This is a genomic window from Bradyrhizobium cedriense (assembly GCF_054602315.1).
This window is the reverse complement of the sequence record NZ_JBTSWB010000004.1, coordinates 415047-440421: the sequence shown is the minus strand read 5'-3', so window position 1 is coordinate 440421 and position 25375 is coordinate 415047. Positions and strand designations below refer to the sequence as shown.

Genomic DNA, 25375 nt, shown 5'->3' with positions numbered 1-25375 from the left:
GAACTTGCGAGGGCTCGGGCCGTATCGGGAGTGGGGTCAAGTGGCAGGGCGGCAGCGAATAGACCGCGTCAGGCGCCAGTACAATCAATGGGTCGCCAACCAGACGCTGGAGGACTATGCGCTTCGCTTCACCGCGAAGAGCGCGCGCCGCTGGTCCGCCGCCCGCGTCGCCAACACGGCGCTGGGCGCGATCTCGTTCCTGGCCATGGAGGCGATCGGCGGAACCATCACCCTGAACTATGGCGTCACCAACGCGACTGCCGCCATCCTCGTGGTCTCGGTCATCATCTTCTGCTGCGGCATGCCCATTGCGTATTATGCCGCAAAATGCGGCATCGACATCGACCTGCTCACGCGGGGCGCCGGCTTCGGTTACATCGGCTCGACAGTCACCTCGCTGATCTACGCGTCCTTCACCTTCATCTTCTTTGCAATCGAAGCCGTGATCCTCGCCTCCGCGCTCGAAATGTGCTTCGGGATTCCGCGGCCGGTCGGCTATCTCATCAGCGCCGTCGTCATCATCCCGCTGGTGGCCTACGGCATCACGCTGATCAGCCGCTTCCAATTGTGGACGCAGCCCCTATGGGTGTTCCTCCACATCATTCCGTTCGCGGCGATCGCCTGGCACAACCCGCACTCCTTCACGGAGTGGCGCAAGTTCTCGGGCCAGCACGGAGATCTCAACGGACATTTCGATCTGTTGCTGTTCGGCGTTGCCGCCTCGGTCGTATTTTCATTGGTGGCGCAGATCGGCGAGCAGGTCGACTTCCTGCGGTTTCTTCCGCGCGACCGTCGCGGCTCGCGGGTCTCCTGGTGGATGGCGCTGATGAGCGCTGGACCCGGCTGGATCGTGCTGGGGGCGCTGAAGCTCCTGGCCGGCTCGTTTCTCGCCTTCTTCGCGCTCAGTCACGGCGTGCCGCCCGAGGAGGCCGCCGAGCCGGCACACATGTATCTCGAAGCGTTCCGTTATGTGCTGTCCCAGCCCGAGCTCGCGCTGGCGTTGACCGGCACCTTCGTGATCCTGTCTCAAGTCAAGATCAACGTAACCAACGCCTATGCCGGCTCGATCGCCTGGTCGAATTTCTTCTCGCGCTTGACCCACAGCCATCCCGGACGCGTGGTCTGGCTGGTCTTCAACGTCATCGTGGCGCTGCTGTTGATGGAGATCGGCGTCTACAAGGCTCTCGAGCAGACGCTGGCACTCTATTCGAACGTCGCGATCGCCTGGGTCGGCGCCCTGGTCGCCGATCTCGTCGTCAACAAGCCGCTTGGATTGCGGCCGCAGCAGATCGAATTCAAGCGCGCGCATCTCTACGACGTCAATCCGGTCGGCGTTGGCGCGATGACGATCGCAACCATCGTCTCCATCAGCGCCTTTTACGGCCTGTTCGGGCCTACCGCGAAGGCGCTGTCAGCCTTCATCGCTCTCGCGGCGGCGTTCCTGACCGCGCCGGCGATCGCCTGGGCCACAGGCGGCAAGTACTACATCGCGCGCAAGCCGAAGCGGAGCTGGCAGAACATCGAAGCGATCCAGTGCTGCATCTGCGAGCACTCGTTCGAGCCGGAAGACATGGCCTCCTGTCCCGCTTACGCGGGGCCGATCTGCTCGCTGTGCTGTTCGCTGGACGCGCGCTGCCACGACCTCTGCAAGCCGCATGCACGGATCCAGGCGCAGGTGGCAGAGACGCTGGGCAGGCTGATGCCGCGACCGATCTATGCCCGGATCAACTCGCAGCTCGGCCACTACATGGGCGTGTTCGTGGTCTCTGCCGGCCTCGTCGCCCTGGTGCTGGGACTGATCTATCTGCAGACGTCGGCGAGCGTGCATGGCGAGAACGAGCTCGTGTCCGACGTGCTGTGGAAGGTGTTCTTCTCGCTCAGCATCATCATCGGCGTGGTCGCCTGGCTGTTCGTGCTGGCGCAGCAGAGCCGCCGCGCCGCCGAGGCCGAGACGCGACGCCAGACGGCGCTTCTGATCCAGGAGATCGATGCGCACAAGCGCACCGACGCCGAGCTCCAACGCGCCAAGGAAGTCGCCGAGTCCGCCAATTTGGCCAAGAGCCGCTACGTGGTGGGCCTGAGCCATGAACTGCGCTCGCCTCTGAATGCGATCAGCGGCTATGCGCAGCTGCTCGAGCAGGATACGACGCTGGGCCCGAAGCCGCGCGACCAGGTTCGCGTCGTCCGCCGCAGCGCCGACCACCTCTCCGGCCTGATCGACGGCATCCTGGACATCTCCAAAATCGAAGCGGGCCGGCTGTATCTATCGCGTGACGAGGTGCGCCTCGGCGAATTCCTCGATCAGCTCGTCGGCATGTTCCGCCTTCAGGCCGCAGCCAAGGGCATCGATTTCGTATTCAGGCGACCGGCGTCGTTGCCGCGCGTGGTCTATGCCGACGAGAAGCGGCTGCGTCAGGTGCTGATCAACCTGCTCTCGAACGCCATCAAGTTCACCCAGACGGGCAGCGTGCAGTTCGTGGTGCACTATCGCAGCCCAGTTGCCGAGTTCGAGGTGATCGACACCGGCCCGGGCATCCGGGGCGACGATCTCGAACGCATCTTCGCACCCTTCGAGCGCGGCGCGCTCGGCGTCTCGCAGCCGCAGACCGGCACCGGGCTCGGCCTGACCATCAGCCGCCTGCTCGCCGGCGTGATGGGCGGCGATATCAAGGTCACGAGCACGGTCGGCACCGGCTCGACGTTCAAGGTCAAGATCCTGCTGTCGGAGGTCACCAATCCCCAGCGCATTGCGCCGGTCGAAGCTCCGGTCTCGGGCTATCACGGCGCCCGCAAGACCATCCTCGTCACCGACGACGACCCTGTTCATCGCGACCTCCTGCGCGAGGTGCTGACGCCGCTCGGTTTCATCCTGCTCAGCGCGCCCGACGGTGCCGGATGCCTTGCGCTGGCGCAGCATTGCCGGCCCGACCTGTTCCTGCTCGATATCTCGATGCCCACCATGGACGGCTGGGCCGTGGCCGAAGCCTTGCGCGCGAGCGGCCATCATCAGGCGCGCATCCTGATGGTCTCGGCAAGTGCGCTCGAGGCCCACGGCGCGCCGCTGGCGCAACCATTCCACGACGGCTATCTGATGAAGCCGATCGACATCCCGCGGCTGCTGGAAACGATCCGTCAGCTGCTCAAGATCGAATGGCAATACGGCTCGGAAGAGGTCGTGGTGCCGTTCTGGCATCCGGAGACCGGATCGAAGCCGCCGGTGCGGCACATCGAGGCGCTGATCGGGCTCGGCCAGATCGGCTACGTCAAGGGCATCCAGTTGAAGCTGGACGAGATCGGCAGCGAGCATCCGGAACATGCCGACTTCGTCGCACAAATGCGGTCGCTGGTCGATCGCTTCGACTTCGACCAATACATGGACACACTGAAGACGTTGCATGCGCATGAGCATTGAGTCGAAGAAGCGCGACGTTGCGCTCGTTGTCGATGACTCTCCCGAAACACTGCGGCTGCTCACCGACGCGCTCGACGGCGCCGGCATGACGGTGATGGTCGCGCTCGACGGCGCCGCGGCGATGCGCATCGTCGACCAGATCACCCCCGACATCATTCTGCTCGATGCCGTGATGCCCGGCATCGACGGCTTCGAAACCTGCCGCCGGCTCAAGCGCGATGCCGGACTTGCCAATGTCCCCGTGATCTTCATGACGGGACTCGCCGAGACCGAGCACATCGTGCGCGGACTGGAGGCCGGCGGCGTCGATTACGTGACCAAGCCGATCGTGATCGAGGAGATGCTGGCGCGCATCCGCGTCCATCTCGGCAATGCACGGCTGACCCAGAGCGCGCGCGCGGCGCTCGACGTCTCCGGCCGCTTCCTGTTTGCGGTCAATCGCGGGGGCAACGTGCTCTGGGCGACTCCGCAGGCGCAGAAACTGCTGTCCGACCATCACGGCGCACAGGCCGACGACTTCGTCCTGCCGCCGCCGCTGCTGCAATGGTTGGAACAGGCCAAGGCCAAGGGCAGCTCGAAGTCTCAGGCGGCTTCCTTGCCCGACAATCCTCAACTCCGGCTCTTCTACATGGGCGAGACCGCGCCGAACGAGTTCCTGCTTCGGCTCTCCAGGGAATCCGGCACGGCGCTGCCACCCGAATTCACCAGCGAGCTCGGCCTCACTACCCGCGAGGGAGAGGTGCTGGCCTGGCTCAGCAAGGGCAAGACCAACCGCGACATCGCGCAAATCCTGGGTCTCAGCCCGCGCACGGTCGACAAGCATCTGGAGCAGATCTACGCCAAGCTCGGCGTGGAGAACCGGACGGCGGCCGCGGCCATTGCGGCGAATGCGACGAGGCGGAATTCGTGATCTGCCGAGAGTGAGTTGGGACGCCACCAATCCTGCAAACGGCGGAGTATGTGGCGAGCACCGCCCGCCACACGACCCTTCACCTACGAACGCTCTCACCCGTAAACGAACGCCTTGTCGTCCAGATCCGTCTTCGGGATCTCGTCCTTCTCGGTCCAGTAATCCTGGCTGTGCTGCCACTCCGGCTTCTCGCCGCGCCTGGGCAACAGGTCCATGTTGCGCATCATGTAGCCGGGGTTGAAGTTTTCCGGATCGATCCAGGGCAGGATCGGCATGTTGTGGTCCTCGGGGCGCAGTTTCACCTCGACCTTCTTCGCGCCCTTTGCCTTCATGTGTCCGAGCAGCCGACAGACGAAATCGGCGACGAGGTCGACGCGCAGCGTCCAGCTGGCGCGGAAGTAGCCGAACACCCATACCATGTTCGGAACGCCCGTGAACATCATGCCGCGATAGGTGACCGTGTCGCCGAAGGCGAGCGGCTTGCCGTCGATCTCGAATTCGATGTCGCCGAGCGCGGCGAGATTGAACCCGGTCGCGGTGACGATGACATCGGCCTCCAGCAGCTTGCCGGACTTGAGCTGGATGCCGTTCTCGACGAAGCATTCGATCTCGTCGGTCACGACGGATGCCTTGCCGCTGGCAATACCCTTGAACAGATCGGCATCCGGCACGAAGGCGATGCGCTGCCGCCACGGGCGGTATTTCGGCGTGAAGTGGGTCTCGACGTCGTAGTCGGGACCCAGGACTGCGCTGATCTGGCCGATCAGGTCCTTCTTGACCTCCTCGGGCTTGGACATGCAAAGTTTCGTGAACGCATCCTGTTCGAACAGGATCTTCCGCCGCACGATCTCGTGGATCCAAGTCTCTTCAACCTGAAGCCGGCGCAGTTCTTCCGCGATCTCGATGGCGTTGCGGCCGAGGCGGAAAAAGGTCGGCGAGCGCTGGAGCATGGTGACATGCGCGCACTTGTCCGCGACGTTCGGCACCAGCGTCGCCGCCGTCGCGCCCGAGCCGATCACGACGACCTTCTTGTCCGTGAGGTCGATGTCATCGGGCCATGTCTGCGGATGGACGATGCGGCCCTTGAAGTTGTCCATGCCTTTCCATTGCGGCGTGTAGCCTTCGGAGTGGCGATAATAGCCCTGGCACATCCAGAGGAAGTTCGCGGTGAACGTCCTGGCCTCTCCGGTGTCGGTCGTTACCGCTTCGATGGTCCACAGATTCTGCTCGCTCGACCAGGTCGCGGAACTGATCTTGTGCTTGTAGCGAATGTGCTTTGCCAGATCGTTCTCCTCGATCACCTCATTCATGTAGGCGAGAATCTCCTCGGCGGTCGCGATCGGCGGCCCGACCCAGGGCTTGAAGCGATAGCCGAAAGTGTGGAGGTCGCTGTCCGAACGAATGCCGGGATAACGATGCGTGGTCCAGGTGCCGCCGAAAGTCGCCTGCGTCTCCAGAATGACGAAGCTCGTGTCCGGCAGCTGCTTCCTGAGGTGATAGGCGCTGCCGATGCCGGAGATGCCGGCACCGACGATCAACACGTCGAAATGTTCAGAGGCCTGTTTGGCCGTGGCGTGACTGCGAACAGCGACATTCATTGTTGTTTCTATGCCTTGCTTGTTTTTGTGGCCGCCCTTGACCGGACGGCGCGTTTCCTCCGCGACGGGCAGTTTCGCCCGCCGCGCTTCCACTGCAAAATGACATAGATCAAGCCGCGGTCAAATCACAGCACCGCACCCCAGCTCCGCGCGGTTTGCAAAATCCAGTCGCGATAGAGCGTGAGCGGCGTGACGCCGGTCAATCCGCCGCAACCGGCGGCGCCGTTCGGCCCTGTCGACCAGCTGATGAGACCGACGAGCACGGGACCATTCGGCTTGTCCTCGAATACGGGGCCGCCGGAATCGCCGGTGCAGGCGCCAATTCCGTCGCGAACACCGCTGGTTACGGGATCGACCAGGCGAATCTGGAGGGTGCCGGGCTGCCCGGTGGCAACGAGGCCGGCAACACGCGTCGTGCCGCCGCTCTTGCCGTCACCGCGCACGGTAACGCCGATGCCGGCAATGACGAAGCGGCTGCCTACCTGAATTGGAATGGTCGGCATTCCGACCCTCACCGCGAATTTTCCCTTGAGTGGAATTTCCAGTTGCAGCAGCGCCACGTCGGCGGTGGCGCGGTGCGACTGCATCGCCTGCATGTTGAAGTTCGGATGGATCGCGACGGTGCGGACGTTCAGCAATTGCGGTTGGCCGTCGGCACCGCGATCGACGATCTTGTAGTCGGCACCGGGCTGCACGCAATGAGCGACCGTCAACACCACCCCAGGGGAGATCAGGCTGCCCGTGCAGAAATTGCCCCGCGAACCAACGATGGTGACGACGGCCCGCGCGACACCATCGGCCTGCGGCGTGCCGCCGCCGACGATGGCTTGGGCAGGCGTGGCGAGCAGCAGCGCGGCTACGATGAACGCGGCAGGCTTCTTCATGGAATACGTCTTGGCGATCGAGTTGGCGAAGATTCGGGACTGCTTCGGACTGGCCCCTGCCGATACCGCATGCTAGCCGTCTTGGCAAAGAACTGACGAGGGCAGACCATTGGCTATCGAGGCTGTTATTTTTGATTTCGGCGGCGTGCTGACGAGTTCCCCGTTCGAGGCGTTCGCGCGGTTCGAGACCGAGCGCGGGTTGCCCCTTGACATCATCCGGCGGACCAATGCCGCCAACCATCTGGAAAACGCCTGGGCCAGGTTCGAGCGGGCCGAGGTCGATATCGACACTTTCGATCGCCTGTTCGCTGCGGAATCACTGGCGCTCGGCGCCGAGGTCCGCGGACGCGAGGTGCTGCCGCTGCTCCAGGGCGATCTGCGGCCCGAGATGGTCGAGGCCTTAAAGCGCATCAAGGCGCAATTCAAGACCGGCTGCATCACCAACAATCTGCCGGCGAACGCCATCGGCAGCATGACGGGACGCTCCCTCTACATCGCCGAAGTGATGGTGCTGTTCGATCACGTCATCGAATCCGCCAAGATCGGACTGCGCAAGCCTGACCCGCGCATCTACCGGATGATGGTCGAGACGCTGAAGGTCGATCCGAACAATTGCATCTATCTCGACGATCTCGGCGTCAATCTGAAGCCGGCACGTCAGATGGGCATGACCACGATCAAGGTCACGAGCGGCGCGCAGGCGATCGCCGAGCTCGAGGCGGCGACGGGACTGAAGTTGAGCTAACCTGTCCACAACAGGGTGCGCCGCCCATCGACAAGCTCGTCATTGCAATCGCAGCGAAGCAATCGAGACCGTGACCGCAGAGGTTTCTGAATTGCTTTCGCTGCGTCCGCGATGTCGGATGTGGCAAGAGACTGCTTGCCCATCTACTCCGCCGCGGCGGAAACCCGCTCCGGGAATGCAGCCGCCAGCGAGTGACGATCCGCCTTCAGCACGCCGCGTTCGGTGATGAGGCCAGTGACGAGCCGCGCCGGCGTCACGTCGAACGCGTAGTTCGCGACCGGCGAGTTCTCCGGCACGATGCGCACCGTCTCAAGCCTTCCGTCGGCGGTGCGGCCGGTCATGTCGGTGACTTCAGTGCCGCTGCGCTGCTCGATCGGGATGTCGCGGATGCCGTCATCGACGGCGAAATCGATCGTCGGCGACGGGAGCGCTACGTAGAACGGCACGCGATTGTCATGGGCGGCCAGCGCCTTCAGATAGGTGCCGATCTTGTTGCAGACGTCGCCATTGGCGGCGACGCGGTCGGTGCCCACGATGGCGAGATCCACCATGCCGTGCTGCATCAGGTGGCCGCCGGTATTGTCGGGGATCACGGTGTGCGGAACGCCGTGATGGCCGAGCTCCCAAGCCGTGAGCGAGGCGCCCTGATTGCGCGGCCGGGTCTCGTCGACCCAGACATGGATCTTGAGACCGCGCTCATGCGCAAGATAGATCGGCGCCGTCGCCGTGCCCCAATCGACCGTGGCGAGCCAGCCGGCGTTGCAGTGGGTCAGCACGTTGATCGTTTCGCCCGGCTTCTTCGCGGCGATCGCCTCGATCAGCTTCAGACCGTTCCCGGCGATGCCCCGGTTGATCTCGACGTCTTGCTCGACGATCTCGTCGGCGCGCGCATAGGCGGCTTCCGCGCGCTCGAGCGGGTCGATCGGCGCGAGCGTCGCGCGCATCTCGTCCAGCGCCCATTTCAGATTGATCGCGGTCGGCCGCGCCACGACGAGCGTGTCATAGGCCCGTTTCAGCCCGGCGTCGGACGCGTCCTCGCGCATCGCGAGGGCCATGCCGTAGGCAGCGGTCGCGCCGATCAGCGGCGCACCGCGCACCAGCATGTCGCGGATGGCAACCGCGGCGTCTTTGCACGAGGTCAAACGCGCGATGACGAATTCATGCGGCAGCCTGCGCTGGTCGATCGCGCCGACCGACCAGCCGTCACGCTCGCGCCAGATGCTGCGGAAATGCTTGCCGTCGACCTTCATGGCATTCTGCCTTTCACATCACGCCCGCAGGATGCGCCCGGCCACCGCATCGAGCTTCTTCAGAAGCTCCGGATCGCGCGCCTCGGGCGCCGTGATCAGCGCGGTGTCGAGCGCACGGTCGGAACCAATCGGGCACGCCTCGTGCTCGCGCGGAAAATCCCTCGCCAATCGTGCCACCAGCGCCTTTGCCTTGTCCGCGTTCGAGGTCAGCACACGGATGATGTCCTGCACGGTGACCGCATCGTGGTCGGGATGCCAGCAGTCGAAATCCGTCACCATTGCGACGGTGGCATAGCAAATCTCCGCTTCGCGCGCGAGCTTGGCCTCGGGCATGTTGGTCATGCCGATCACGGAATAGCCAAGGGTCTTGTAGGTCATGCTTTCCGCGTAAGTGGAAAACTGCGGTCCCTCCATGCAGACATAAGTGCCGCCGCGCGCGATGGCGATGCCTTCGGATTCAGCCGCCGCCGCGAGATGGATGCGCAGCCGCGGTGAGACCGGATGCGCCATCGACACATGCGCGACGCAGCCTTTGCCGAAGAATGAGCTTTCGCGCTTGTGGGTCCGATCGACGAACTGGTCGACCAGCACGAAGGTGCCGGGCGGCAGTTCCTCCCTGAAGGAACCACAGGCCGACAGCGAGATCAGGTCGGTGACACCGGCCCGCTTCAGCACGTCGATATTGGCGCGATAGTTGATGTCGGAGGGGGACAGCCGGTGGCCCTTGTCATGCCGCGGCAGGAACACGATCGGCAAACCGGCGATGGAGCCACGCCGCAAGGGCGCAGACGGCTCGCCCCAGGGGCTGTTGATCACCTCTTCGCGCGCACCCTCGAGGCCGGGAAGGTCATAGATGCCCGAGCCGCCGATGATACCCAATACCGCCTGCGTCATGCCTGCTCCAACCTGTCCGCCACCTGTGACATGGTTAAGCTATGCCAGTTTTGCGGCGGATTTGGAACGGGTGTGTTTGAAGCGGAGGCGCCGTGAGGAGCGATGACGCGGCCTCACGCTCAGCGTCGTCCCTGCGAACGCAGCGACGATGGAAGAAGGGCAATGACGCCTGATCTATGCCGCGGTCGCCGGCCGCAGCTGGGTTGCAACCATCCGCTCCAGCGTCTCGATGGACTGGAAATTCTCCGGCGTGATCTCGGATTGCGGGATGGTGAAATCGAACTCGGCCTCGACGCCGAGCATGAGATTGACCATGTCCATCGAGGTCAGGCCGGCGTCGACGAGTTTGGCCGACGGTGTGACGTCTGCTGCGAGCGAATTCTGTTGGAGGATGCCCTTCACCAGCTTGATGATGCGATCGCGCACGTCGTTATTGAAGGCCTGCATCGGTAATTTCCCATCTGTCTATCGAGGTCGGACCCAACTGCCGGCTACGATGGGCACGGCTTGCCGGTCCTGCAATGGACGTCACCATTACTTCGCGTTTCTTAGTAAACGATGACTCAGATTGTCTGGAATTCAGGCTTCTTCCGGAAGTCCTAACGTGATGCTGGAAAATCGGGCAGTGCGAACAACCGGCCCTTAACTGTTCGTCCGGAATTCGATTTTGTTTACCCTCTATTTCATCGACGAATTTGAATTAAATCCGTAGCCTCCTTCTCACAAGCAAAGATGGCTGGAGGATCGCTTCAAGCGGCATCGCGAATGGTGCCGGCGATCTCGAACGGCAAACCGGAGGCGGACGAGTATGAACGTGCGTGAAGCGGTCCTTACTGTCGACGAGATGCAGACAAGCTTCCTCGAGCAGGGCCCCTCCCTGATCGAGCGTGCCGCCCGGACGGCCGCCGCTGCGGCGGCCGACGCAGACGGGGTCGATCGCGACGCGCGTTTCCCACACAAGGCCTTCGAGGTCGCGCGTGAGCAGAAACTGCTCGGCGTGATGATTCCGGTCGAATTCGGCGGCTTCGGTGCCTCGATCTACGACGTCACCGACATCTGCTATACGCTCGGACGCGCCTGCGCTTCCACGGCGATGATCTACGCGATGCACCAGACCAAGGTCGCCTGCGTCATCCGGCACGGCCATGGGATTCCCTGGATGGAGACCATGATGCGCCGGGTCGCGCGTGACCAGTGGCTGCTCGCCTCCTCCACCACCGAGGGTCAGAATGGCGGCAACATCCGCGCGAGTGCCGCCGCGGTCGATCATGCCGGCGACACCGTCTCGCTGGTGCGCGACGCCACCGTGATCTCCTACGGCGCCGAAGCCGATGGCCTCGTCACCATCGCCCGCCGCGCCACCGATGCAGCTGCCTCCGACCAGGTCCTGCTTGCGCTCGCCAAGGACGATTATTCGCTGAAGCGGACCCTGGGCTGGGAAACGCTCGGCATGCGCGGCACATGCTCGACCGGGTTCGAGCTGAAGGTCGACTGCCCCGCCGACCGCGTCTTCCCGGAATCCTATGACAAGATCCACGCCCAGACCATGACGCCGTTCGCGCATCTGTGCTGGTCGTCGGCCTGGGCCGGCATTGCCGCCGCCGCGGTGACCCGCGCGCAGGCGTTCATCCGCAAGGCGGCACGCTCTTCCGGCGGCCAGATGCCACCGGCTGCGGCGCATTTCACCGCCGCCAAGATGTCGCTGGCCAAGCTGCGCGCGCTGATCGCCGCCAATATCGAAGCTTTCGCCCGCGCCGAGCATGACGAGCGCGCGCTCGCCTCGCTCGACTTCCAGTCCTCCATCACGCTGCTGAAAGTGCAAGCTTCCGAGCTCGCGGTCGAGACCGTGATGCATGCGATGCGCACCGCGGGCCTTTCCGGCTACCGCAACGACGGCGAGTTCACCATGGGCCGTCATCTGCGCGACGTGCTGTCGTCGCCGATCATGATCAACAACGACCGCATCCTGGCCAATGCCGCGACATCGACACTGATGAGCGGGGTGCCGACAAGCCTTCGCGACTGAAAGGCCTCGGCAGCTGAATCAACAAGAACAATTTTTGAGATAGCAGGGTATCGAACCATGAACATTGCCGTCCTTCCCGACTCGCCCGCCACCGCACCGCAGATGATCGATCCGCTCGATCATCTCGCCGACAAGCTGTTCCATCGCATGGGCGCCGACGGCGTCTACGCCCGCACCGCGCTCTACGAGGGCATTGTCGAGAAGCTCGCCGCGCTGATCACCAGCCATCGCGAATCCGGCACCGAGGTGATGCGCTTCCCGCCGGTCATGAGCCGGGCCCAGCTGGAAAAATCGGGGTATCTGAAGAGCTTTCCCAACCTGCTCGGCTGCGTCTGCGGCCTGCACGGCACCGAGCGCGAGATCAACGCCGCGGTGAGCCGCTTCGACGCCGGCGGCGACTGGACGAGCTCGCTGTCCCCCGCCGATCTCGTGCTGTCACCGGCTGCCTGCTATCCGGTCTACCCCATCGCGGCGAGCCGTGGCCAATTGCCGAAGGGCGGCCTGCGCTTCGACGTCGCCGCGGATTGCTTCCGCCGTGAGCCGTCGAAGCATCTCGACCGGCTGCAATCGTTCCGGATGCGCGAATATGTCTGCATCGGCAGCCCCGAGGACGTCGCCGACTTTCGCGAGCGCTGGATGGTGCGCGCGCAGGCGATCGCCCGCGATCTCGGCCTCACCTTCCGCGTCGACTACGCCAGCGATCCTTTCTTCGGCCGGGTCGGCCAGATGAAGGCGGTGAGCCAGAAGCAGCAGCAGCTCAAGTTCGAGCTCCTGATTCCGCTGCGCTCGGAAGAGCAGCCGACCGCGTGCATGAGCTTCAACTATCACCGCGAGCATTTCGGCACGACCTGGGGGATTCGGGACGCCGATGGCGAGCCGGCCCATACCGGCTGCGTCGCCTTCGGCATGGACCGTCTGGCCGTCGCCATGTTCCACACCCACGGCACCGATCTTTCCGCCTGGCCCGCCAAGGTGCGGGACGTCCTGGGCCTGCAGCCGCATGTTGCGGCCGATGCCCACGGCGAAGGCTGGCGCTAACCCAACTCACGAGGCCGAACATTTCCACGGGCAAGACGAGCGTGATCCACACCAAGGTTCGATGCCGCGAAATCACCGAGTCCGACGTCGACAAGATCGCGGACTTGCTGACGCGCGGCTTCGTCGGGCGTTCGCGCGAATACTGGATTCAGGGCCTGCGCCGGCAGGCCTTTCGCCCCGTGCCGGAGGGCTATCCGCGCTTCGGCTACATGCTCGACGATGACGGCACACCGGTCGGCGTGCTGCTCTTGATCTACACGGCACGCAAGGACGGCGAAGAGACCGTCATCCGGTGCAACCTGTCGAGCTGGTATGTCGACCCGGCCTACCGCAACTACGCCCCGCTGTTGACCAAGATCGCCCAGCGGCACAAGGACGTCACCTATTTCAACATCAGCCCGGCGCCGTGGACTTGGCCGATCATCGAGACGCAGGGCTTTCGCACCTATTGCTGTGGCATATTCTTCTCGATCCCTGCACTGGCGCGCGTTTCGCGCTGGAGCGAGATCGAGGTGATCCCTCCGCACGCCAAGGAGATCAAGGGGCTTTCCGAAGCCGAGACCGAGCTCCTGACCCGGCACGCGCGCTACAATTGCCTCAGCCTCGTCTGCCGCACGCCGAAGGGAGCGTTTCCCTTCATCCTGCAACCGGTGCGCATCCGCCGCGGCTTCATTGCGCCGCCCGCCATGAAGCTGATCTATTGCCGGAGCACCACGGAATATGTCGAATGCGCAGGCCGCATCGGCCGGCTGCTGCTGCGGCTCGGCAAGGTTTCGGTGGCCGTCGATTCCAATGGCCCGATTCCCGGCCTCGTCGGCATTTATACCGAGCGGCGCGGCCGCAAATATTTCAAGGGCCCGCACCGGCCGCAACTCGGCGATCTCACCGATACGGAACTCGTGCTGTACGGACCTTAAGTGGGTTCATGGGCACCGCACGGCCGCGACGCGGTCGGGCCCGTCGCCCTTCGAGGCTTGCGCTGCGCTCCAGCCCGACGCTGAAAGGTCTGTGCGCACGCGACTCTGCATCGCCAGTCACGCTCCGTAAACTACAGCACTTAAGGGAATTTTCCGGCCTCTTCGCTACCCTCGGTAGCTGAATTACGTTGCGTTAAGTCTATTGGCCGCCGAGATCCCGCCGATTCCATGACGTCGACCCGCGAGAATGAGCTTGGTGCAAGCCGCGAGCAGGGCCCGAAGGCCCTGGTTGCGCTCAGCCAGCTTGCGCTCGACCACATGGAACAGGGCGTCTGCGTCTACGATGCCCACAACCGCATCGTGCTGGTCAATCAGCGCTACCTCTCCTTCTTCAACATGTCTTCCGACATCGTGCGGGTCGGGACGAGCTATCGCGAGGTGCTCGCGCACAGCGCAAAGCGCGGCAACTTTCCGGAAAGCGAGATCGACGCTCTGTACTCGGCGCGGATTGCGCAGATCGCCGCGGGCAAGCCGTTCAGAACAGAGCAGCGGCTTGCGAGCGGCCTCGTGATGTCGCTCGAGCTGAAGCCGCTCCCCGGCGGCGGCTGGATGACGATCTGCGACGATGTCAGCCGCCTCGCCCGGCTCGAGGCGGAATTGCGCGTGCAGACCGAGCGCAGCCAGCATGCGCTCGCCAACATGTCTCACGGGCTCATCATGTACGACGTCGACAGCCGCGTCGTCGTCTGCAACGAACGGTTCCTGAAGCTCTACGACCTCGATCCCGAGATCGTGAAGCCGGGCGTCTCGCATTGTACGGTGATCGAGCACTGGATGTCGCGCGGCAACATGCCGGGCATGTCGGGCGACGAGTTTCACGAGAGCCGGCTGGAAGACGTCCGCCGCAGGAAGGCGAAAACCCTGCTGGTGATGCGTTATGACGGACGGATGTTGCAGGCGGTCTCCCGCTTCCTTTCCGACGGCGGCTGGGTGACGGTGCACGAGGACGTGACGGAGCGGCTGCAATATGAGGAAACGCTGAGGCAGCAGAACTTCATGCTCGACGCGGCGCTGGAGAACATGGCGCACGGGCTCGCCTTCTACAACAGCGACATGCGCCTTCGGGTTTGCAACACCACCTACCGCAAGATCTACCGGCTGTCGCCGGAGGAGACCAGGCCCGGCACGCATCTCGCCGAGCTGATCGAGCGATCGATGGCGAACGGTGCGTTCTCCTCCGAGCACAGTCCGCAGCAGCTTCTCGAAGCCGCGCGCACGATGATCGCGATTCGCGACTCCTCGCCGATGCGCCGGCGCATGGCGAACGACACCGTGGTCTCGGTACGCTACTGCGCGCTCTCCGAGGGCGGCTTCGTTGCCACCTATGAGGACATCACCGAGCGCGAACGCGCGGTCGAGCAGCTGAGCGAGCAGTACCGCCGCTTCGACGCCGCGCTGAACAACATGAGCCAGGGCCTGTGCATGCTCGATTCGGGCCTGCGCGTGATCGTCTGCAATCGCCGTTATATCGAGATGTACGGACTTTCGCCGGAGATCGTGAAGCCCGGCGTTTCGATGCGTGAGATCATGGAGCACAGTTGCGGGCTCGGCAACCATCCGGACACGACCGGCGCCAAGCTCTATGCCGACTACGTCGAGAGGTTGCGCGAGGGCGAGCACACGTTGCACCGGCACTTGAGCGACGGCCGCATCATCAAGCTCAATCACAAGCGGATGGAGCATGGCGGCTGGGTCGTCACCTACGAGGACGTCACCGAGCGCCACAAGGCTCAGGCCCGGGTGGCGCACATGGCGCGGCACGATTCGCTCACCGACCTGCCCAACCGCACCCTGTTTCGCGAGAAGATGAGCGAGGGACTGAACCAGGTCGCGATCGCCGGCGGCGCCATGGCCGTGCTTTGCTTCGACCTCGACAACTTCAAGACCGTCAACGACCGCCTCGGCCATGCCGCAGGCGACCGCCTGCTGCGCTGGGTCGCAGCGCGGCTGAAGGAGAATGTCGGCGAGCACGACACCGTCGCCCGCCTCGGCGGCGACGAGTTCGCCGTCCTCCAGCGCGGCACGCAGCCACAATCGGCCGAACAGCTCGCCCGCCGCCTCGTCGAGATCATCGGTCACCCGCCGCCGCTGGAAAGCCAGTCGATCCATGTCGGCGTATCCGTCGGCATCGCGATCGCCCCCGACCACGGCCTGGATGCCGACGAGCTGATGAAATGCGCCGACCTCGCGCTGTACCAAGCCAAGGCCAAGGGGCGCGGAGCCTATCAGCTGTTCGAGCCCGAGATGGAGGAAGCGGCGCGCAGCCGCCACGCGCTGGAACAGGATCTGGGCGGCGCGCTGGAAGGAGGCGAATTCCACCTGGTGTTCCAGCCGCAGATGCGGCTCGATTCCTCCGAGCTCACCGGCTTCGAGGCGCTGCTTCGCTGGAAACATCCCTCGCGCGGCTTGGTCTCTCCGGCCGAGTTCATTCCGATTGCGGAGGAGAACGGGCTTATCGTACCGATCGGCGAATGGGTGCTGCGCACGGCCTGCGCTACTGCGGCATCCTGGCCTGACGTCGCCGTCGCGGTGAACCTCTCGCCGGTGCAATTCCGCGCGCGCGGGCTGGTGGCGATGGTGACGAGCGCACTTGCGGAAGCCGGCCTGCCCCCGCAACGGCTCGAGCTCGAGGTCACGGAGACGGCGCTGCTCGATGACAGCGAGGCGACGATCGAGATCCTGCACCAGATTCGCGCGCTAGGGGTGCGCGTCAGCCTCGACGATTTCGGCGTCGGCTATTCATCGCTCAGCTATCTGCGCAAGTTTCCGTTCGACCGTATCAAGATCGACCGCTCCTTCGTCGGCACGCTCGGCGAAAGCCCGGAGAGCGTTGCCATCGTCCGAACCATCGCAAGCCTCGGTTCCGTGCTCGGCGTCGAGACCACGGCTGAGGGTGTGGAGACAGAGGAGCAGCTCGATTTTGTCCGCGAATGCGGCTGCACCGCAGTCCAAGGCTACTATTTCGGCAAGCCATGTCTCGCATCGGAGGTCGGCCGCACCATCGAAAGGCTGAACATGGTCCGGCGCGTGGCCTGAGGGCTTCGGGCCCTCAAATTCCGTCTCTCGGCACGCGACCAAACGACGAATTGTCGCATGCGCCGTCTCAGCCGCAATTGTCGTCCGGCCCCCGCACCCAGCCTGCGCAATGCGCTTTTCTTCTTCCTCGATTTCGGAAACAATCACCTCACAAGAACGGGAGGCGGCGGTCCAAAGAGGCCGCTGCGAGGGAGGCGTTTCGATGTCGGGATATGGGCTGAAGACGATCGCATTTGCCGCGGTGCACGCTGTCATGGGGGCAATGCTCTCGACTGCCGCCAACGCGCAGGACTATCCCAGCAAGCCGATCACGTTGATCGTGCCATGGCCGGCCGGCGGATCGACCGACATCTCGATGCGCGCGATCGCCGACAGCGCCTCGAAGATCCTGGGTCAGCCGATCGTGGTCGACAACAAGGCCGGCGGCGGCGGTACGGTGGGACCTGCGACCATGGCCGCGGCAGCGAAGCCTGATGGCTACACCATCTCGCAGATTCCGATCACGGTGTTCCGCCTTCCGCTGATGCAGGAAGTGTCATGGGATCCGGCGAAGGATTTCACCTACATCGTCCATCTCACCGGCTACACTTTCGGCGTCACCACCAGTGCCGAGTCGCAGTTCAAGAGCTGGAAGGACGTGGTGGAGTTTGCCAAGGCGAACCCGGGCAAGGTGACCTACGCCACGCCGGGCGCCGGCACTTCGCTGCATATCGGCATGGAGCAGATCGCGGGGATGGCCGGTATCAAGCTGACGCAGGTGCCGTTCAAGGGAGGTGCAGAGACCAACGCCGCCGTGCTCGGTCAGCACACCATGCTTCAGGCTGATTCCACCGGATGGCGGCCGCTGGTCGATGCCGGCAAGCTGCGGCTGCTGATGGTATGGACCGGCGCCCGCTCGCCGAATTACCCTGACGTGCCGACGCTGAAGGAGCTGGGCTATCCCATGGTCTATGACTCCCCGTTCGGCATTGCAGGGCCAAAGGGGATGGATCCCAAGATCGTCGCCAAGCTGCATGATGCCTTCAAGAAGGCGCTCGAGGATCCGGCAGTGATCGCGACGCTCGCCAAATTCGACATGGTGCCAAACTACAAGAACACCGACGACTACAAGAAATTCGTCGTCGAGGTCACGGAATCCGAGCGCAAGGTGATCGACACGCTCGGGCTTGCGAAGAAGTAGATTTGTGCCGCTATCCGTGCTGGCGTTATCCTAAGGTGCCGAGCCGCGTTTGCGGCTCGCCTTGAAGGATGGATCGAGGCACCGCCGCCCTTCGAGGGTTACGCTGCACTTCCCCACCTCGGGGCGACGGCGATTCAAGAGCATTCCAGATGAACGACCAAACCAACGTCAAGCTCCGCCTCGCGAATTCCGAACTCTGGGGCGGATTGATCGGGCTTGCGCTCGGCGGCTTCGTGATCTGGTCGGGCCTGAAGCTCAGGCTCGGCACCATCAACGATCCCGGCTCCGGTTACGTGCTGTTCTATACAGGCATCCTGATGTGCGTGTTCGCCGGCGCCATCATCGTCTCGGCGGTCACCGAGGGCGGTCCGACGCTGGCCTCGCGCTGGGAGAATGTGCGCTGGGGCAAGCCGCTTCTCGTCATCGCCTGCCTCACCGCATTCTCCTTCGCGCTGGAGCCGCTGGGGTTCCTGTTGTCGTCGATCCCGCTGATGCTGCTGCTGTTGCGGCTGATCGATCCCGTGCGCTGGACGCTCGCGATACCCATCGCGGTGCTGGTGCCGTCAGGCATGTGGTGGGTGCTCAAGCGGCTGCTGTTGATCCAGTTGCCCTCAGGCCTGTTCGGAATCGGTTGAACCCATGGATACGCTCGTCAATGTCGCCCATGGATTCGGCGTCGCGTTGCTGCCGGTCAACCTGCTCTACTGCTTCATCGGCGTCTTCATCGGCACGCTGGTCGGTGTTTTGCCGGGCATCGGACCGATTTCGGCGATGTCGCTACTGTTGCCGGTGACGCTGTCGGGCACGCCGGAATCCGGCATCATCATGATGGCCGGCATCTATTACGGCTCGATGTATGGCGGCTCGACCACCTCGATCCTGGTCAACATCCCCGGCGAAGCCGCCTCAGTCGTCACCTGCATCGACGGCCACCAGATGGCCAAACAGGGCCGCGCCGGGCCAGCGCTCGGCATCTCCGCTTTCGGCTCCTTCGCCGCCGGCACATTTGCGCTGATCGCCTTGATGCTGGTAGCGCCAAAGCTCGCCAGTGTCGCGATCGCATTCGGCCCGGCCGAGTATTTCAGCCTGATGGTGCTCGGCCTCGTCGTGCTCACCTTCCTCACCCAGGGATCGATGCCAAAGGCGCTGCTGATGGCGTGCACCGGCGTCGTGCTCGGGCTGGTCGGGCTCGATAGCATCACCGCGCAGCCTCGGCTGACATTCGGCCGTATGGAGCTGATCGACGGCATCGGCCTCGTGCCCGTCGTGATGGGCCTGTTCGGCGTTGCCGAGGTTCTGCTCAACATCGAGCAGGCCATCAAGCGGGACATCATCAACACAAAGATCACCCACCTCCTGCCCAGCAAAGAGGACTTGAAGGCGAGTGCAGGTCCGGTCGGCCGCGGCACGATCCTCGGCTTCTTCCTCGGCATCCTGCCGGGCGGCGGCGCGGTGGTGGCGTCCTTCGCCTCCTATGCGTTGGAGAAGCGGCTCTCGAAGACTCCAGAGCGTTTCGGCCATGGCGCGATCGAAGGCGTCGCAGGACCGGAATCGGCGAACAATGCCGCGGCGGGCGGGGCCTTCATTCCGCTGATGACGCTCGGCATCCCGCCGAATGTCGTCATGGCGCTGCTGTTAGGGGCCTTCGTCATTCACGGCCTGCAACCCGGACCGCTGCTGATCACGCAGAATCCAGGCCTGTTCTGGGGCATCGTCGCCAGCATGTATATCGGCAACGTCATGCTGCTGATCCTGAACCTGCCGATGATCGGCATGTGGGTGCAGCTGCTCAAGCTGCCCTACAACATCCTGTTTCCCCTGATCATCCTGTTCACGATCCTGGGCGTCTATTGCTCGAGCAACAACGTGTTCGACGTCTATGTGATGATCGCATTCGGGATCATCGGCTATTTCATGCGCAAGCTCGGCTATGAGCCGGCGCCACTGGTGCTCGCCTTCGTGCTGGGGCCGATGATGGAGAACAATCTGCGCAAGTCGCTGATCCTGTCGCAGGGCGATCTCTGGACCTTCGTGCAGCGGCCGATCTCGGGAGTGTGTCTTGTGCTTGCGCTGGTGCTGCTGATCGCGCCATTGCTGCCGTCGCTGCGCAAGAAGCGCGAGCTGGTGGCGCTGGATGAGGGGGCGTGAGGAAACTCGTCGGGTGGATTGGCCGAGGCACAATCCACCTCTTCCGCTGCCGCGGAGACCGATAGTGGTGGGTTACGCCTCCGGCTAACCCAGCCCGCAGTTCCTCAGCTTGCCGCAGGCAGTGCGCTGTCGAGCGCACTCCACGGCCGCTCGGCTGAGGCAAGCCCGATCAGGCGGCCCTGGATGTAATCGCAACCCCACTCGCGCAGCATGCTTGCTGCCTCTTCATCCTGCACCCATTCGGCCACCGTCTTGATGTCGAGGCGGCGGGCAAGATCGATCAGGGTCTGCACGAAGGCGCGGTCGTCCGCGGAATGGGTGATGTTCTGCACGAATGCGCCGTCGATCTTCACGATATCCACGCCGAGCTTGCGCAGGTTTCGGAACGAGGTGTAGCCGGCACCGAAATCATCGATGGCGATGCGGCTGCCGAAGTTCTTCAGCCGCGTGACGAAGCCGCGGACGTCGTCGATGTCCTGGATCGCGACCGTCTCGGTAATCTCGACGATCAGCCGCTCGGCCACACCGGGATGGGCCAGCATCAGCGACTCGATCCCCGCCCACCAGTCCGGATCCATCGTGGTATCAGGCGAGATGTTGAGGCTAAGGCAGATGTCGGGCGCAGCGGCGAGCTCGGCGACCACCAGTTCGAGCACGCGGTGATCGACGAGGCGGATCAGACCGAGCCGTTCGGCGACCGGCACGATGTCGGGCGCGAGCAGCACCTGGCCATCGCCCTGGTCCATCCGCACCAGACATTCATGGAACGCGCGTTCGCGCGAGCTGGCCGAGACCACCGGCTCATAGGCGAGCTTGATGCGGCGTTCGTTCAGCGCGGTGACGATCTCGTCGGTGACGCGGATGTTGACCCGGCGCTGCGCGTCGCGCGCGGCATCCGGACGCCATGCCGCGAACGAGCCGACGCGGCGGCGCTTGGCGGCATCCAGCGTCTCATGGGCGCGGTTGACCGCCTCGTCCGTGTTGCGGGCGTAGCGCGGCAGGCTGACCGCGCCGATCGACGCGGTGACCGAGACCGGGCCGGATTTGGTCGGCACCACCTCGTCACGGATCCCCGTCAGGAAGCGCTCGGCGGCGACGTTCATGTCATCGACGGTGCAGTTCTTCAGGATCAAGCCGAACTTGTTGCCGGAGAAGCGTCCGAGCACGTCGCCGCCGCGCAGGCGCGAGCGAATGCGCTTGGCGACATCGAGGATCACGGCGTCGGCAACGTCGAAGCCGAAGGCGTCGTTGACGCGGGCGAGATGGTCGATGCCGACCAGCATGAAGGCTGCGGTGGAGCGGAAGCGGGTCGTCTCCTCGATCGCCTCGGCCAGCGCCGCTAGCAGATGGGAGCGGTTGAGCTCCCCGGTCAGTGGATCGAGCCGGGCCAGCTTGGCCAATTCCTCGTCGCGAGCATGACGTTCGTTGTTGATGCGGACGGAGCCGATCGCGCGCGTGGGGCGGCCATCCGGGCCCGCGAACCAGCGGCCGGTCTCCTCGACCCAGATCACGGAATCGGCGGCGCTCATTCGGACGCCGTACTCGACCCGGTAGGGCGTGCCGTCGGCACCGTGCACGGCCGAGGTCTGCGCCAGGGCCGCGGTCCGTAACGTTTGCGCGGGCTCGATCAGCTTGGCGAACTCGGCCCCGGTCGCGAGCCGCTCGGCGGGGATACCGGGAAAGATGCTGGCGACCTGATCACCCCAGACGATGGCGTCGCTTGCGATGTCCCAGGCGAACACGGCTTGGCCGAGCGCGGCCAGGATGTCGGAGGCTTGCGGCAATGCGGGGGTCAAAATCGCCTCGTTCTGGGACAGTGGAGAAGTCCTGAGCCGGCACAGGATAGAGCCAGATTCGCCCTCAACCCTAGGCAAAGTTGATAAACAATTTGGAAACCACGTTTCCCGGGCGCGGGGAACCAAACCGGCCCGGCCGGCATAGGCCTTGCGAGTACAGGACTCGCACCGGCGCCTGCGTCCCGAAACGCGACATTCTCGCCGGATCAACGGTGATTGCGATGTTGAGTACCGATCGATCGGACGTAGCGGACAACGGCGCGGGCACGGCCCTGGTGCCGCTGATGCCGACATTGCAGTGGGTTCACAAGGCGCCACTGCCGCGCCCCGATCCGAGCTTCGTCACCCAGCTGATCGCCAATGCCGAACATCTATCCCAGACCAGCCGACTCCGCCGCGCCTCTTCCGAAGATGCGCGGACGGCCTATGGCACCAAGCGGCCATTGGGAAGCGTCAGCGCCCGGACGCGGCAGGTGGCTTAACCCAGCTTATTTGATAATCGTTACCGCACGCTCGCTGCACCGCTCCCGCAAGAGGTCGCGCGCTCGAAGAGCGCCCTCTCGGTCAGCGTGGCGGTGCATCGGGCGACGGCGGCGTGCCATTGCCCGGCTGAAGATGCGGCGAGGGAATTTCCGGCGAGGGTGAGCCCTGCGCCGGCTTTGGCGCAGGATGATCCATCAGCACCGATTCGGCGACGGATTGCGCCGAGGGTGCGGGCGGCACCGCTGGCGCCGGCTGCGGCGCAATCACCGGCTCGAACCTGGAGGCGGCATCCGTATCATCCGCCGGCACTTCGCCCTTGCGCCTGGCCCTGCGTGGCGCCGGGACCGTCGTCTCGGCCACATAGGTGACGCGACGACGCGTGCGCTGGGCAATGCCGGCGAAGAAGTCGGCCATCGCCATCAAGACCAGCAGGAAATAGGTGGAGTTACCGAATTTGGGCCACATCACGAATTCGGCTGCGGCCGCCCCGAAGACGATCAGCGACAGCAAATGATCCATCAGGAATTTCGAGCCCGGCCGCGCGCCCTTGACCACTTCGAGCAGCAGCAGCACCACGCCGAGCGCGAGCAGGAGATCGGCGAGCGTGACCGGCCAGCTCTCGCCCGTGATCATCGGCACCGTGAACAGCACGTCCGAGAAGGACACGCTGGGCATCAGGAAGGCGATGATGTTGTAGACCGCGAGCGGAATCAGAAGCAGCGGGAAACCGACCATCGGCGAGATGCCTTCTCGATCAAGATATCCGGACAGAACAATGCAGCGGCGAAGCATTTGCTCCGCCGCCGTCACCGTCTAACTCATGGGTTGGCCGAAATCAGGCAGAGCCAGTCGTCTCCCGCCTGAGGAAAGGTCCTGCCTTCAGGACTCTTTCTTCTTCAGGACCTGACGGCCCTTGTACATGCCGGTCTTGAGGTCGAGATGGTGCGGACGACGGAGCTCGCCGGAGTCCTTGTCTTCCACATAGGTCGGCTTCTTGATGGCGTCAGCCGAGCGGCGCATGCCACGGCGCGACGGCGAGGTTTTTCTTCTCGGAACGGCCATTTCAATATCCTCTAGGGATTGGTGTCATCAGGGCATCGTCCGCGAAGGGACGGCTCAGCACCCGCAATACGAGGCGAGCTGAATGCCGATCAAGGCCGCGCTTATAGAGGAAGGCCGGCCGCAAAGCTAGGCTCTTCGGCCGGAAAATGCGCCCGGAACGGGCCAAGAATCAGCGATTTTCGCGCCAGCAGGTCGCAAGCGAGCTCGCCTGCCCCCGCGCCATATAGGTGGCCGCCAGCCGCCGGACGCCCGGCCCGGGGGTCCTGGCGCTGCGTTTGAGCGGATTCGGCAGGACCGAGGCCAGAAGGGCTGCCTCCCGCGGGGAGAGGCTGGCGGCCGATTTGCCAAAGGCATAGGCGCTGCCCGCCTCGACGCCAAACTGGCCCTGCGGACCGAACTCGGCGATGTTGAGGTAAATCTCCAGGATCCGCGGCTTGGGCAGAACGAGATCGATCCAGAGTGCCAGTGGGAATTCCAGCGCCTTGCGAACGAAATCCCGCCCCTGCCAGAGGAATAGGTTCTTGGCCACCTGCTGGGTGATCGTGGAGGCGCCCCGGAATGGCGTGCCATCCTCCTGAGCCTCGTCGATCGCCTCGCGTAGCGCGCCCCAATCGATGCCGCGATGCCTGCAGAAATGGGCGTCCTCGGCAGCCACCACCGCGCGCGGGAGATGGGGCGACATGGCCGCGAGATCGATCCACTCCCGGTGCATCGGTGCGCCCGTGAGCGAACGCCAGGCCATCAGCGTCGAAACCGGACGGCCGGTGCGGTAGAACGGCGCGATCACATAGGGCGCGAGAGCCGCGATCACGAGCACCAGGAGAAGGATCTTGACGATGCGCAAATCGACCTTTCCGGCACAAACTGAACCGCGGCCGCGGGCTGAGCCATTAAGTCTGTGATAATTCGGGCCTTTTCCAGCACTTTTTAGGCCTTCCAAACGATTGACTGAGGCGGGCTCATAAAGGATTGTCCCGCCGAATTTTAGTTCTGGAGCTCTTCTTGATGACCGGCACGTCCCCGTCCGATTTCGCCAAACGTCTGGACAAGACCGCTGATGACACCGAGGCCCTGCTCGGACGCCTGCTGTCGGACGACATCCTGCACGACGAGATCGCCCGGCCCAAGCGACTGATGGACGCAATGCGCTATTCGAGCCTGAATGGCGGCAAGCGCCTCCGGCCGTTCCTGGTGGTCGAGAGTGCCGCCGTGTTCGGCGTTCCGCGCGAGGCGGCCCTGCTCGCCGGCGCGGCGCTCGAATGCATCCACTGCTATTCGCTGATCCATGACGATCTGCCGGCGATGGACAATTCGGACCTGCGCCGCGGCCGCCCCACCCTGCACAAGAAGACCGACGACGCCACCGCGATCCTCGCCGGCGACGGTCTTCTGACGCTCGCTTTCGATATCATCACCCGCGACGAGATCCATCGCGACGCCAATGTGCGGCTGCTGCTGACGCGCGCGCTGGCGCGCTGTGCCGGCATCGGCGGCATGGTCGGCGGCCAGATCCTCGACCTCGCCGGCGAAGGCCGTTTCGGCGGCAACGAGCCGATCGATGTCGCTCGTATCCAGCAGATGAAGACCGGCGCGCTGCTACGTTACGGCTGCATCGCCGGCGCGATCCTCGGCCAGGCCTCGGAGAAGGAATACCAGGCGCTCGACGATTACGGGCGCGCGCTCGGCGAGGCCTTCCAGATCGCCGACGATCTGCTCGACGTCGAAGGCGATGCGGCCGCGCTCGGCAAGCCCTCCGGCCAGGACGCAGCTCTCGGCAAGACCACCTTCGTGACCCAGCTCGGCATCGAAGGCGCCAGGCAGCGCGTGCGCGATTTGCTCGCGCGGGCAGACAACGCAGTGTCGATCTTCGGCGACCGCGCCGCCGTGCTGCAAGCCGCCGCGCGCTTCGTCGCCGAGCGGAAGAACTGAAGCGCGT

21 protein-coding genes are annotated in these 25375 nt (G+C 64.2%); 12 read left to right on the top strand and 9 right to left on the bottom strand.

Annotated elements, in window-relative coordinates:
• The first annotated feature begins 40 nt into the window (after positions 1-40).
• Positions 41-3412 (top strand): hybrid sensor histidine kinase/response regulator, encoded by a 3372-nt coding sequence (locus ACYCVF_RS18715; protein WP_459598722.1) that lies wholly within the window; start codon positions 41-43, stop codon positions 3410-3412.
• Positions 3396-4322, top strand: a complete 927-nt coding sequence (locus ACYCVF_RS18710) for a response regulator (protein WP_459598720.1) — start codon at positions 3396-3398, stop codon at positions 4320-4322. The genes ACYCVF_RS18715 and ACYCVF_RS18710 overlap by 17 nt, the downstream gene beginning before the upstream one ends.
• A gap of 95 nt (positions 4323-4417) precedes the next feature.
• On the opposite strand, the gene ACYCVF_RS18705 is transcribed toward ACYCVF_RS18710, so the two are convergent.
• Both ACYCVF_RS18705 and ACYCVF_RS18700 read right to left on the bottom strand, forming a co-directional pair.
• The gene (locus ACYCVF_RS18705; protein ID WP_459598718.1) at positions 4418-5920 is read right to left on the bottom strand and encodes a flavin-containing monooxygenase; all 1503 of its coding nucleotides are present in this window, start codon (positions 5918-5920) and stop codon (positions 4418-4420) included.
• Between the two features lie 125 nt (positions 5921-6045).
• Positions 6046-6804, bottom strand: a complete 759-nt coding sequence (locus tag ACYCVF_RS18700; RefSeq protein WP_459598716.1) for a S1 family peptidase — start codon at positions 6802-6804, stop codon at positions 6046-6048.
• Between the two features lie 109 nt (positions 6805-6913).
• Here ACYCVF_RS18700 and ACYCVF_RS18695 point away from each other — a divergent pair, with 109 nt between their 5' ends.
• On the top strand, positions 6914-7549 hold the full coding sequence (locus ACYCVF_RS18695) for an HAD-IA family hydrolase (protein ID WP_459598714.1): 636 nt from the start codon (positions 6914-6916) through the stop codon (positions 7547-7549).
• Between the two features lie 143 nt (positions 7550-7692).
• Here ACYCVF_RS18695 and mtnA read toward each other — a convergent pair whose 3' ends face one another.
• The 3 genes from mtnA to ACYCVF_RS18680 form a co-directional block, all read right to left on the bottom strand.
• Positions 7693-8799, bottom strand: coding sequence for an S-methyl-5-thioribose-1-phosphate isomerase (mtnA, locus tag ACYCVF_RS18690; protein ID WP_459598712.1), 1107 nt, complete (start codon positions 8797-8799; stop codon positions 7693-7695).
• Between the two features lie 18 nt (positions 8800-8817).
• Positions 8818-9693 carry an S-methyl-5'-thioadenosine phosphorylase gene (locus ACYCVF_RS18685; RefSeq protein WP_459598710.1) on the bottom strand — a complete coding sequence of 292 codons (876 nt, stop codon included), beginning with the start codon at positions 9691-9693 and terminating at the stop codon, positions 8818-8820.
• A 174-nt stretch (positions 9694-9867) separates the two neighbouring features.
• The gene (locus ACYCVF_RS18680) at positions 9868-10140 is read right to left on the bottom strand and encodes a phosphopantetheine-binding protein (protein ID WP_459598708.1); all 273 of its coding nucleotides are present in this window, start codon (positions 10138-10140) and stop codon (positions 9868-9870) included.
• 361 nt (positions 10141-10501) lie between these two features.
• On the opposite strand from ACYCVF_RS18680, the gene ACYCVF_RS18675 reads away from it, so the two are divergent.
• From ACYCVF_RS18675 to ACYCVF_RS18645, 7 genes are all read left to right on the top strand, one after another.
• On the top strand, positions 10502-11719 hold the full coding sequence (locus ACYCVF_RS18675) for an acyl-CoA dehydrogenase family protein (RefSeq protein ID WP_459598706.1): 1218 nt from the start codon (positions 10502-10504) through the stop codon (positions 11717-11719).
• A 57-nt stretch (positions 11720-11776) separates the two neighbouring features.
• Positions 11777-12757: an amino acid--[acyl-carrier-protein] ligase gene (locus ACYCVF_RS18670; RefSeq protein WP_459598704.1), complete on the top strand. Its 981-nt coding sequence runs from the start codon at positions 11777-11779 to the stop codon at positions 12755-12757.
• A gap of 41 nt (positions 12758-12798) precedes the next feature.
• Entirely contained in the window at positions 12799-13674 is an 876-nt protein-coding gene (locus tag ACYCVF_RS18665) for an acyl-CoA acyltransferase (protein WP_459598702.1), read from the top strand.
• A gap of 228 nt (positions 13675-13902) precedes the next feature.
• A complete protein-coding gene (locus ACYCVF_RS18660; RefSeq protein ID WP_459598700.1) occupies positions 13903-16770 on the top strand; it encodes a PAS-domain containing protein in 2868 nt (955 codons plus the stop codon).
• Positions 16771-16972: 202 nt separating this feature from the next.
• Positions 16973-17950, top strand: coding sequence for a tripartite tricarboxylate transporter substrate binding protein (locus tag ACYCVF_RS18655; protein ID WP_459598698.1), 978 nt, complete (start codon positions 16973-16975; stop codon positions 17948-17950).
• Between the two features lie 149 nt (positions 17951-18099).
• A complete protein-coding gene (locus ACYCVF_RS18650) occupies positions 18100-18585 on the top strand; it encodes a tripartite tricarboxylate transporter TctB family protein (RefSeq protein WP_459598696.1) in 486 nt (161 codons plus the stop codon).
• 4 nt (positions 18586-18589) lie between these two features.
• On the top strand, positions 18590-20098 hold the full coding sequence (locus ACYCVF_RS18645) for a tripartite tricarboxylate transporter permease (protein ID WP_459598694.1): 1509 nt from the start codon (positions 18590-18592) through the stop codon (positions 20096-20098).
• Positions 20099-20202: 104 nt separating this feature from the next.
• Here ACYCVF_RS18645 and ACYCVF_RS18640 read toward each other — a convergent pair whose 3' ends face one another.
• Positions 20203-21894 carry an EAL domain-containing protein gene (locus tag ACYCVF_RS18640; protein WP_459598692.1) on the bottom strand — a complete coding sequence of 564 codons (1692 nt, stop codon included), beginning with the start codon at positions 21892-21894 and terminating at the stop codon, positions 20203-20205.
• A gap of 221 nt (positions 21895-22115) precedes the next feature.
• Here ACYCVF_RS18640 and ACYCVF_RS18635 point away from each other — a divergent pair, with 221 nt between their 5' ends.
• On the top strand, positions 22116-22376 hold the full coding sequence (locus tag ACYCVF_RS18635; protein WP_459598690.1) for a hypothetical protein: 261 nt from the start codon (positions 22116-22118) through the stop codon (positions 22374-22376).
• 82 nt (positions 22377-22458) lie between these two features.
• Here the strand turns inward: ACYCVF_RS18635 and ACYCVF_RS18630 are convergent, their stop codons facing one another.
• The 3 genes from ACYCVF_RS18630 to mtgA all read right to left on the bottom strand — a co-directional run bounded on the left by ACYCVF_RS18630 (position 22459) and on the right by mtgA (position 24283).
• Complete coding sequence (locus ACYCVF_RS18630; RefSeq protein WP_459598688.1) at positions 22459-23112, bottom strand: hypothetical protein; 654 nt, start codon at positions 23110-23112, stop codon at positions 22459-22461.
• A gap of 144 nt (positions 23113-23256) precedes the next feature.
• Complete coding sequence (gene rpmF / locus ACYCVF_RS18625; protein WP_007598106.1) at positions 23257-23439, bottom strand: 50S ribosomal protein L32; 183 nt, start codon at positions 23437-23439, stop codon at positions 23257-23259.
• A 169-nt stretch (positions 23440-23608) separates the two neighbouring features.
• Positions 23609-24283, bottom strand: a complete 675-nt coding sequence (mtgA, locus tag ACYCVF_RS18620; RefSeq protein WP_459598686.1) for a monofunctional biosynthetic peptidoglycan transglycosylase — start codon at positions 24281-24283, stop codon at positions 23609-23611.
• A 161-nt stretch (positions 24284-24444) separates the two neighbouring features.
• On the opposite strand from mtgA, the gene ACYCVF_RS18615 reads away from it, so the two are divergent.
• A complete protein-coding gene (locus ACYCVF_RS18615; RefSeq protein WP_459598684.1) occupies positions 24445-25368 on the top strand; it encodes a polyprenyl synthetase family protein in 924 nt (307 codons plus the stop codon).
• The last annotated feature ends 7 nt before the right edge of the window (positions 25369-25375 follow it).

Coding starts and splice junctions, on each gene's coding strand:
- ACYCVF_RS18710 (WP_459598720.1), top strand. CDS start 3,396: ATGCGCATGAGCATTGAGTCGAAGAAGCGCGACGTTGCGCTCGTTGTC.
- ACYCVF_RS18705 (WP_459598718.1), bottom strand. CDS start 5,920: ATGAATGTCGCTGTTCGCAGTCACGCCACGGCCAAACAGGCCTCTGAA.
- ACYCVF_RS18700 (WP_459598716.1), bottom strand. CDS start 6,804: ATGAAGAAGCCTGCCGCGTTCATCGTAGCCGCGCTGCTGCTCGCCACG.
- mtnA (WP_459598712.1), bottom strand. CDS start 8,799: ATGAAGGTCGACGGCAAGCATTTCCGCAGCATCTGGCGCGAGCGTGAC.
- ACYCVF_RS18685 (WP_459598710.1), bottom strand. CDS start 9,693: ATGACGCAGGCGGTATTGGGTATCATCGGCGGCTCGGGCATCTATGAC.
- ACYCVF_RS18680 (WP_459598708.1), bottom strand. CDS start 10,140: ATGCAGGCCTTCAATAACGACGTGCGCGATCGCATCATCAAGCTGGTG.
- ACYCVF_RS18675 (WP_459598706.1), top strand. CDS start 10,502: ATGAACGTGCGTGAAGCGGTCCTTACTGTCGACGAGATGCAGACAAGC.
- ACYCVF_RS18670 (WP_459598704.1), top strand. CDS start 11,777: ATGAACATTGCCGTCCTTCCCGACTCGCCCGCCACCGCACCGCAGATG.
- ACYCVF_RS18660 (WP_459598700.1), top strand. CDS start 13,903: ATGACGTCGACCCGCGAGAATGAGCTTGGTGCAAGCCGCGAGCAGGGC.
- ACYCVF_RS18655 (WP_459598698.1), top strand. CDS start 16,973: ATGTCGGGATATGGGCTGAAGACGATCGCATTTGCCGCGGTGCACGCT.
- ACYCVF_RS18650 (WP_459598696.1), top strand. CDS start 18,100: ATGAACGACCAAACCAACGTCAAGCTCCGCCTCGCGAATTCCGAACTC.
- ACYCVF_RS18645 (WP_459598694.1), top strand. CDS start 18,590: ATGGATACGCTCGTCAATGTCGCCCATGGATTCGGCGTCGCGTTGCTG.
- ACYCVF_RS18635 (WP_459598690.1), top strand. CDS start 22,116: ATGTTGAGTACCGATCGATCGGACGTAGCGGACAACGGCGCGGGCACG.
- ACYCVF_RS18630 (WP_459598688.1), bottom strand. CDS start 23,112: ATGGTCGGTTTCCCGCTGCTTCTGATTCCGCTCGCGGTCTACAACATC.
- rpmF (WP_007598106.1), bottom strand. CDS start 23,439: ATGGCCGTTCCGAGAAGAAAAACCTCGCCGTCGCGCCGTGGCATGCGC.
- ACYCVF_RS18615 (WP_459598684.1), top strand. CDS start 24,445: ATGACCGGCACGTCCCCGTCCGATTTCGCCAAACGTCTGGACAAGACC.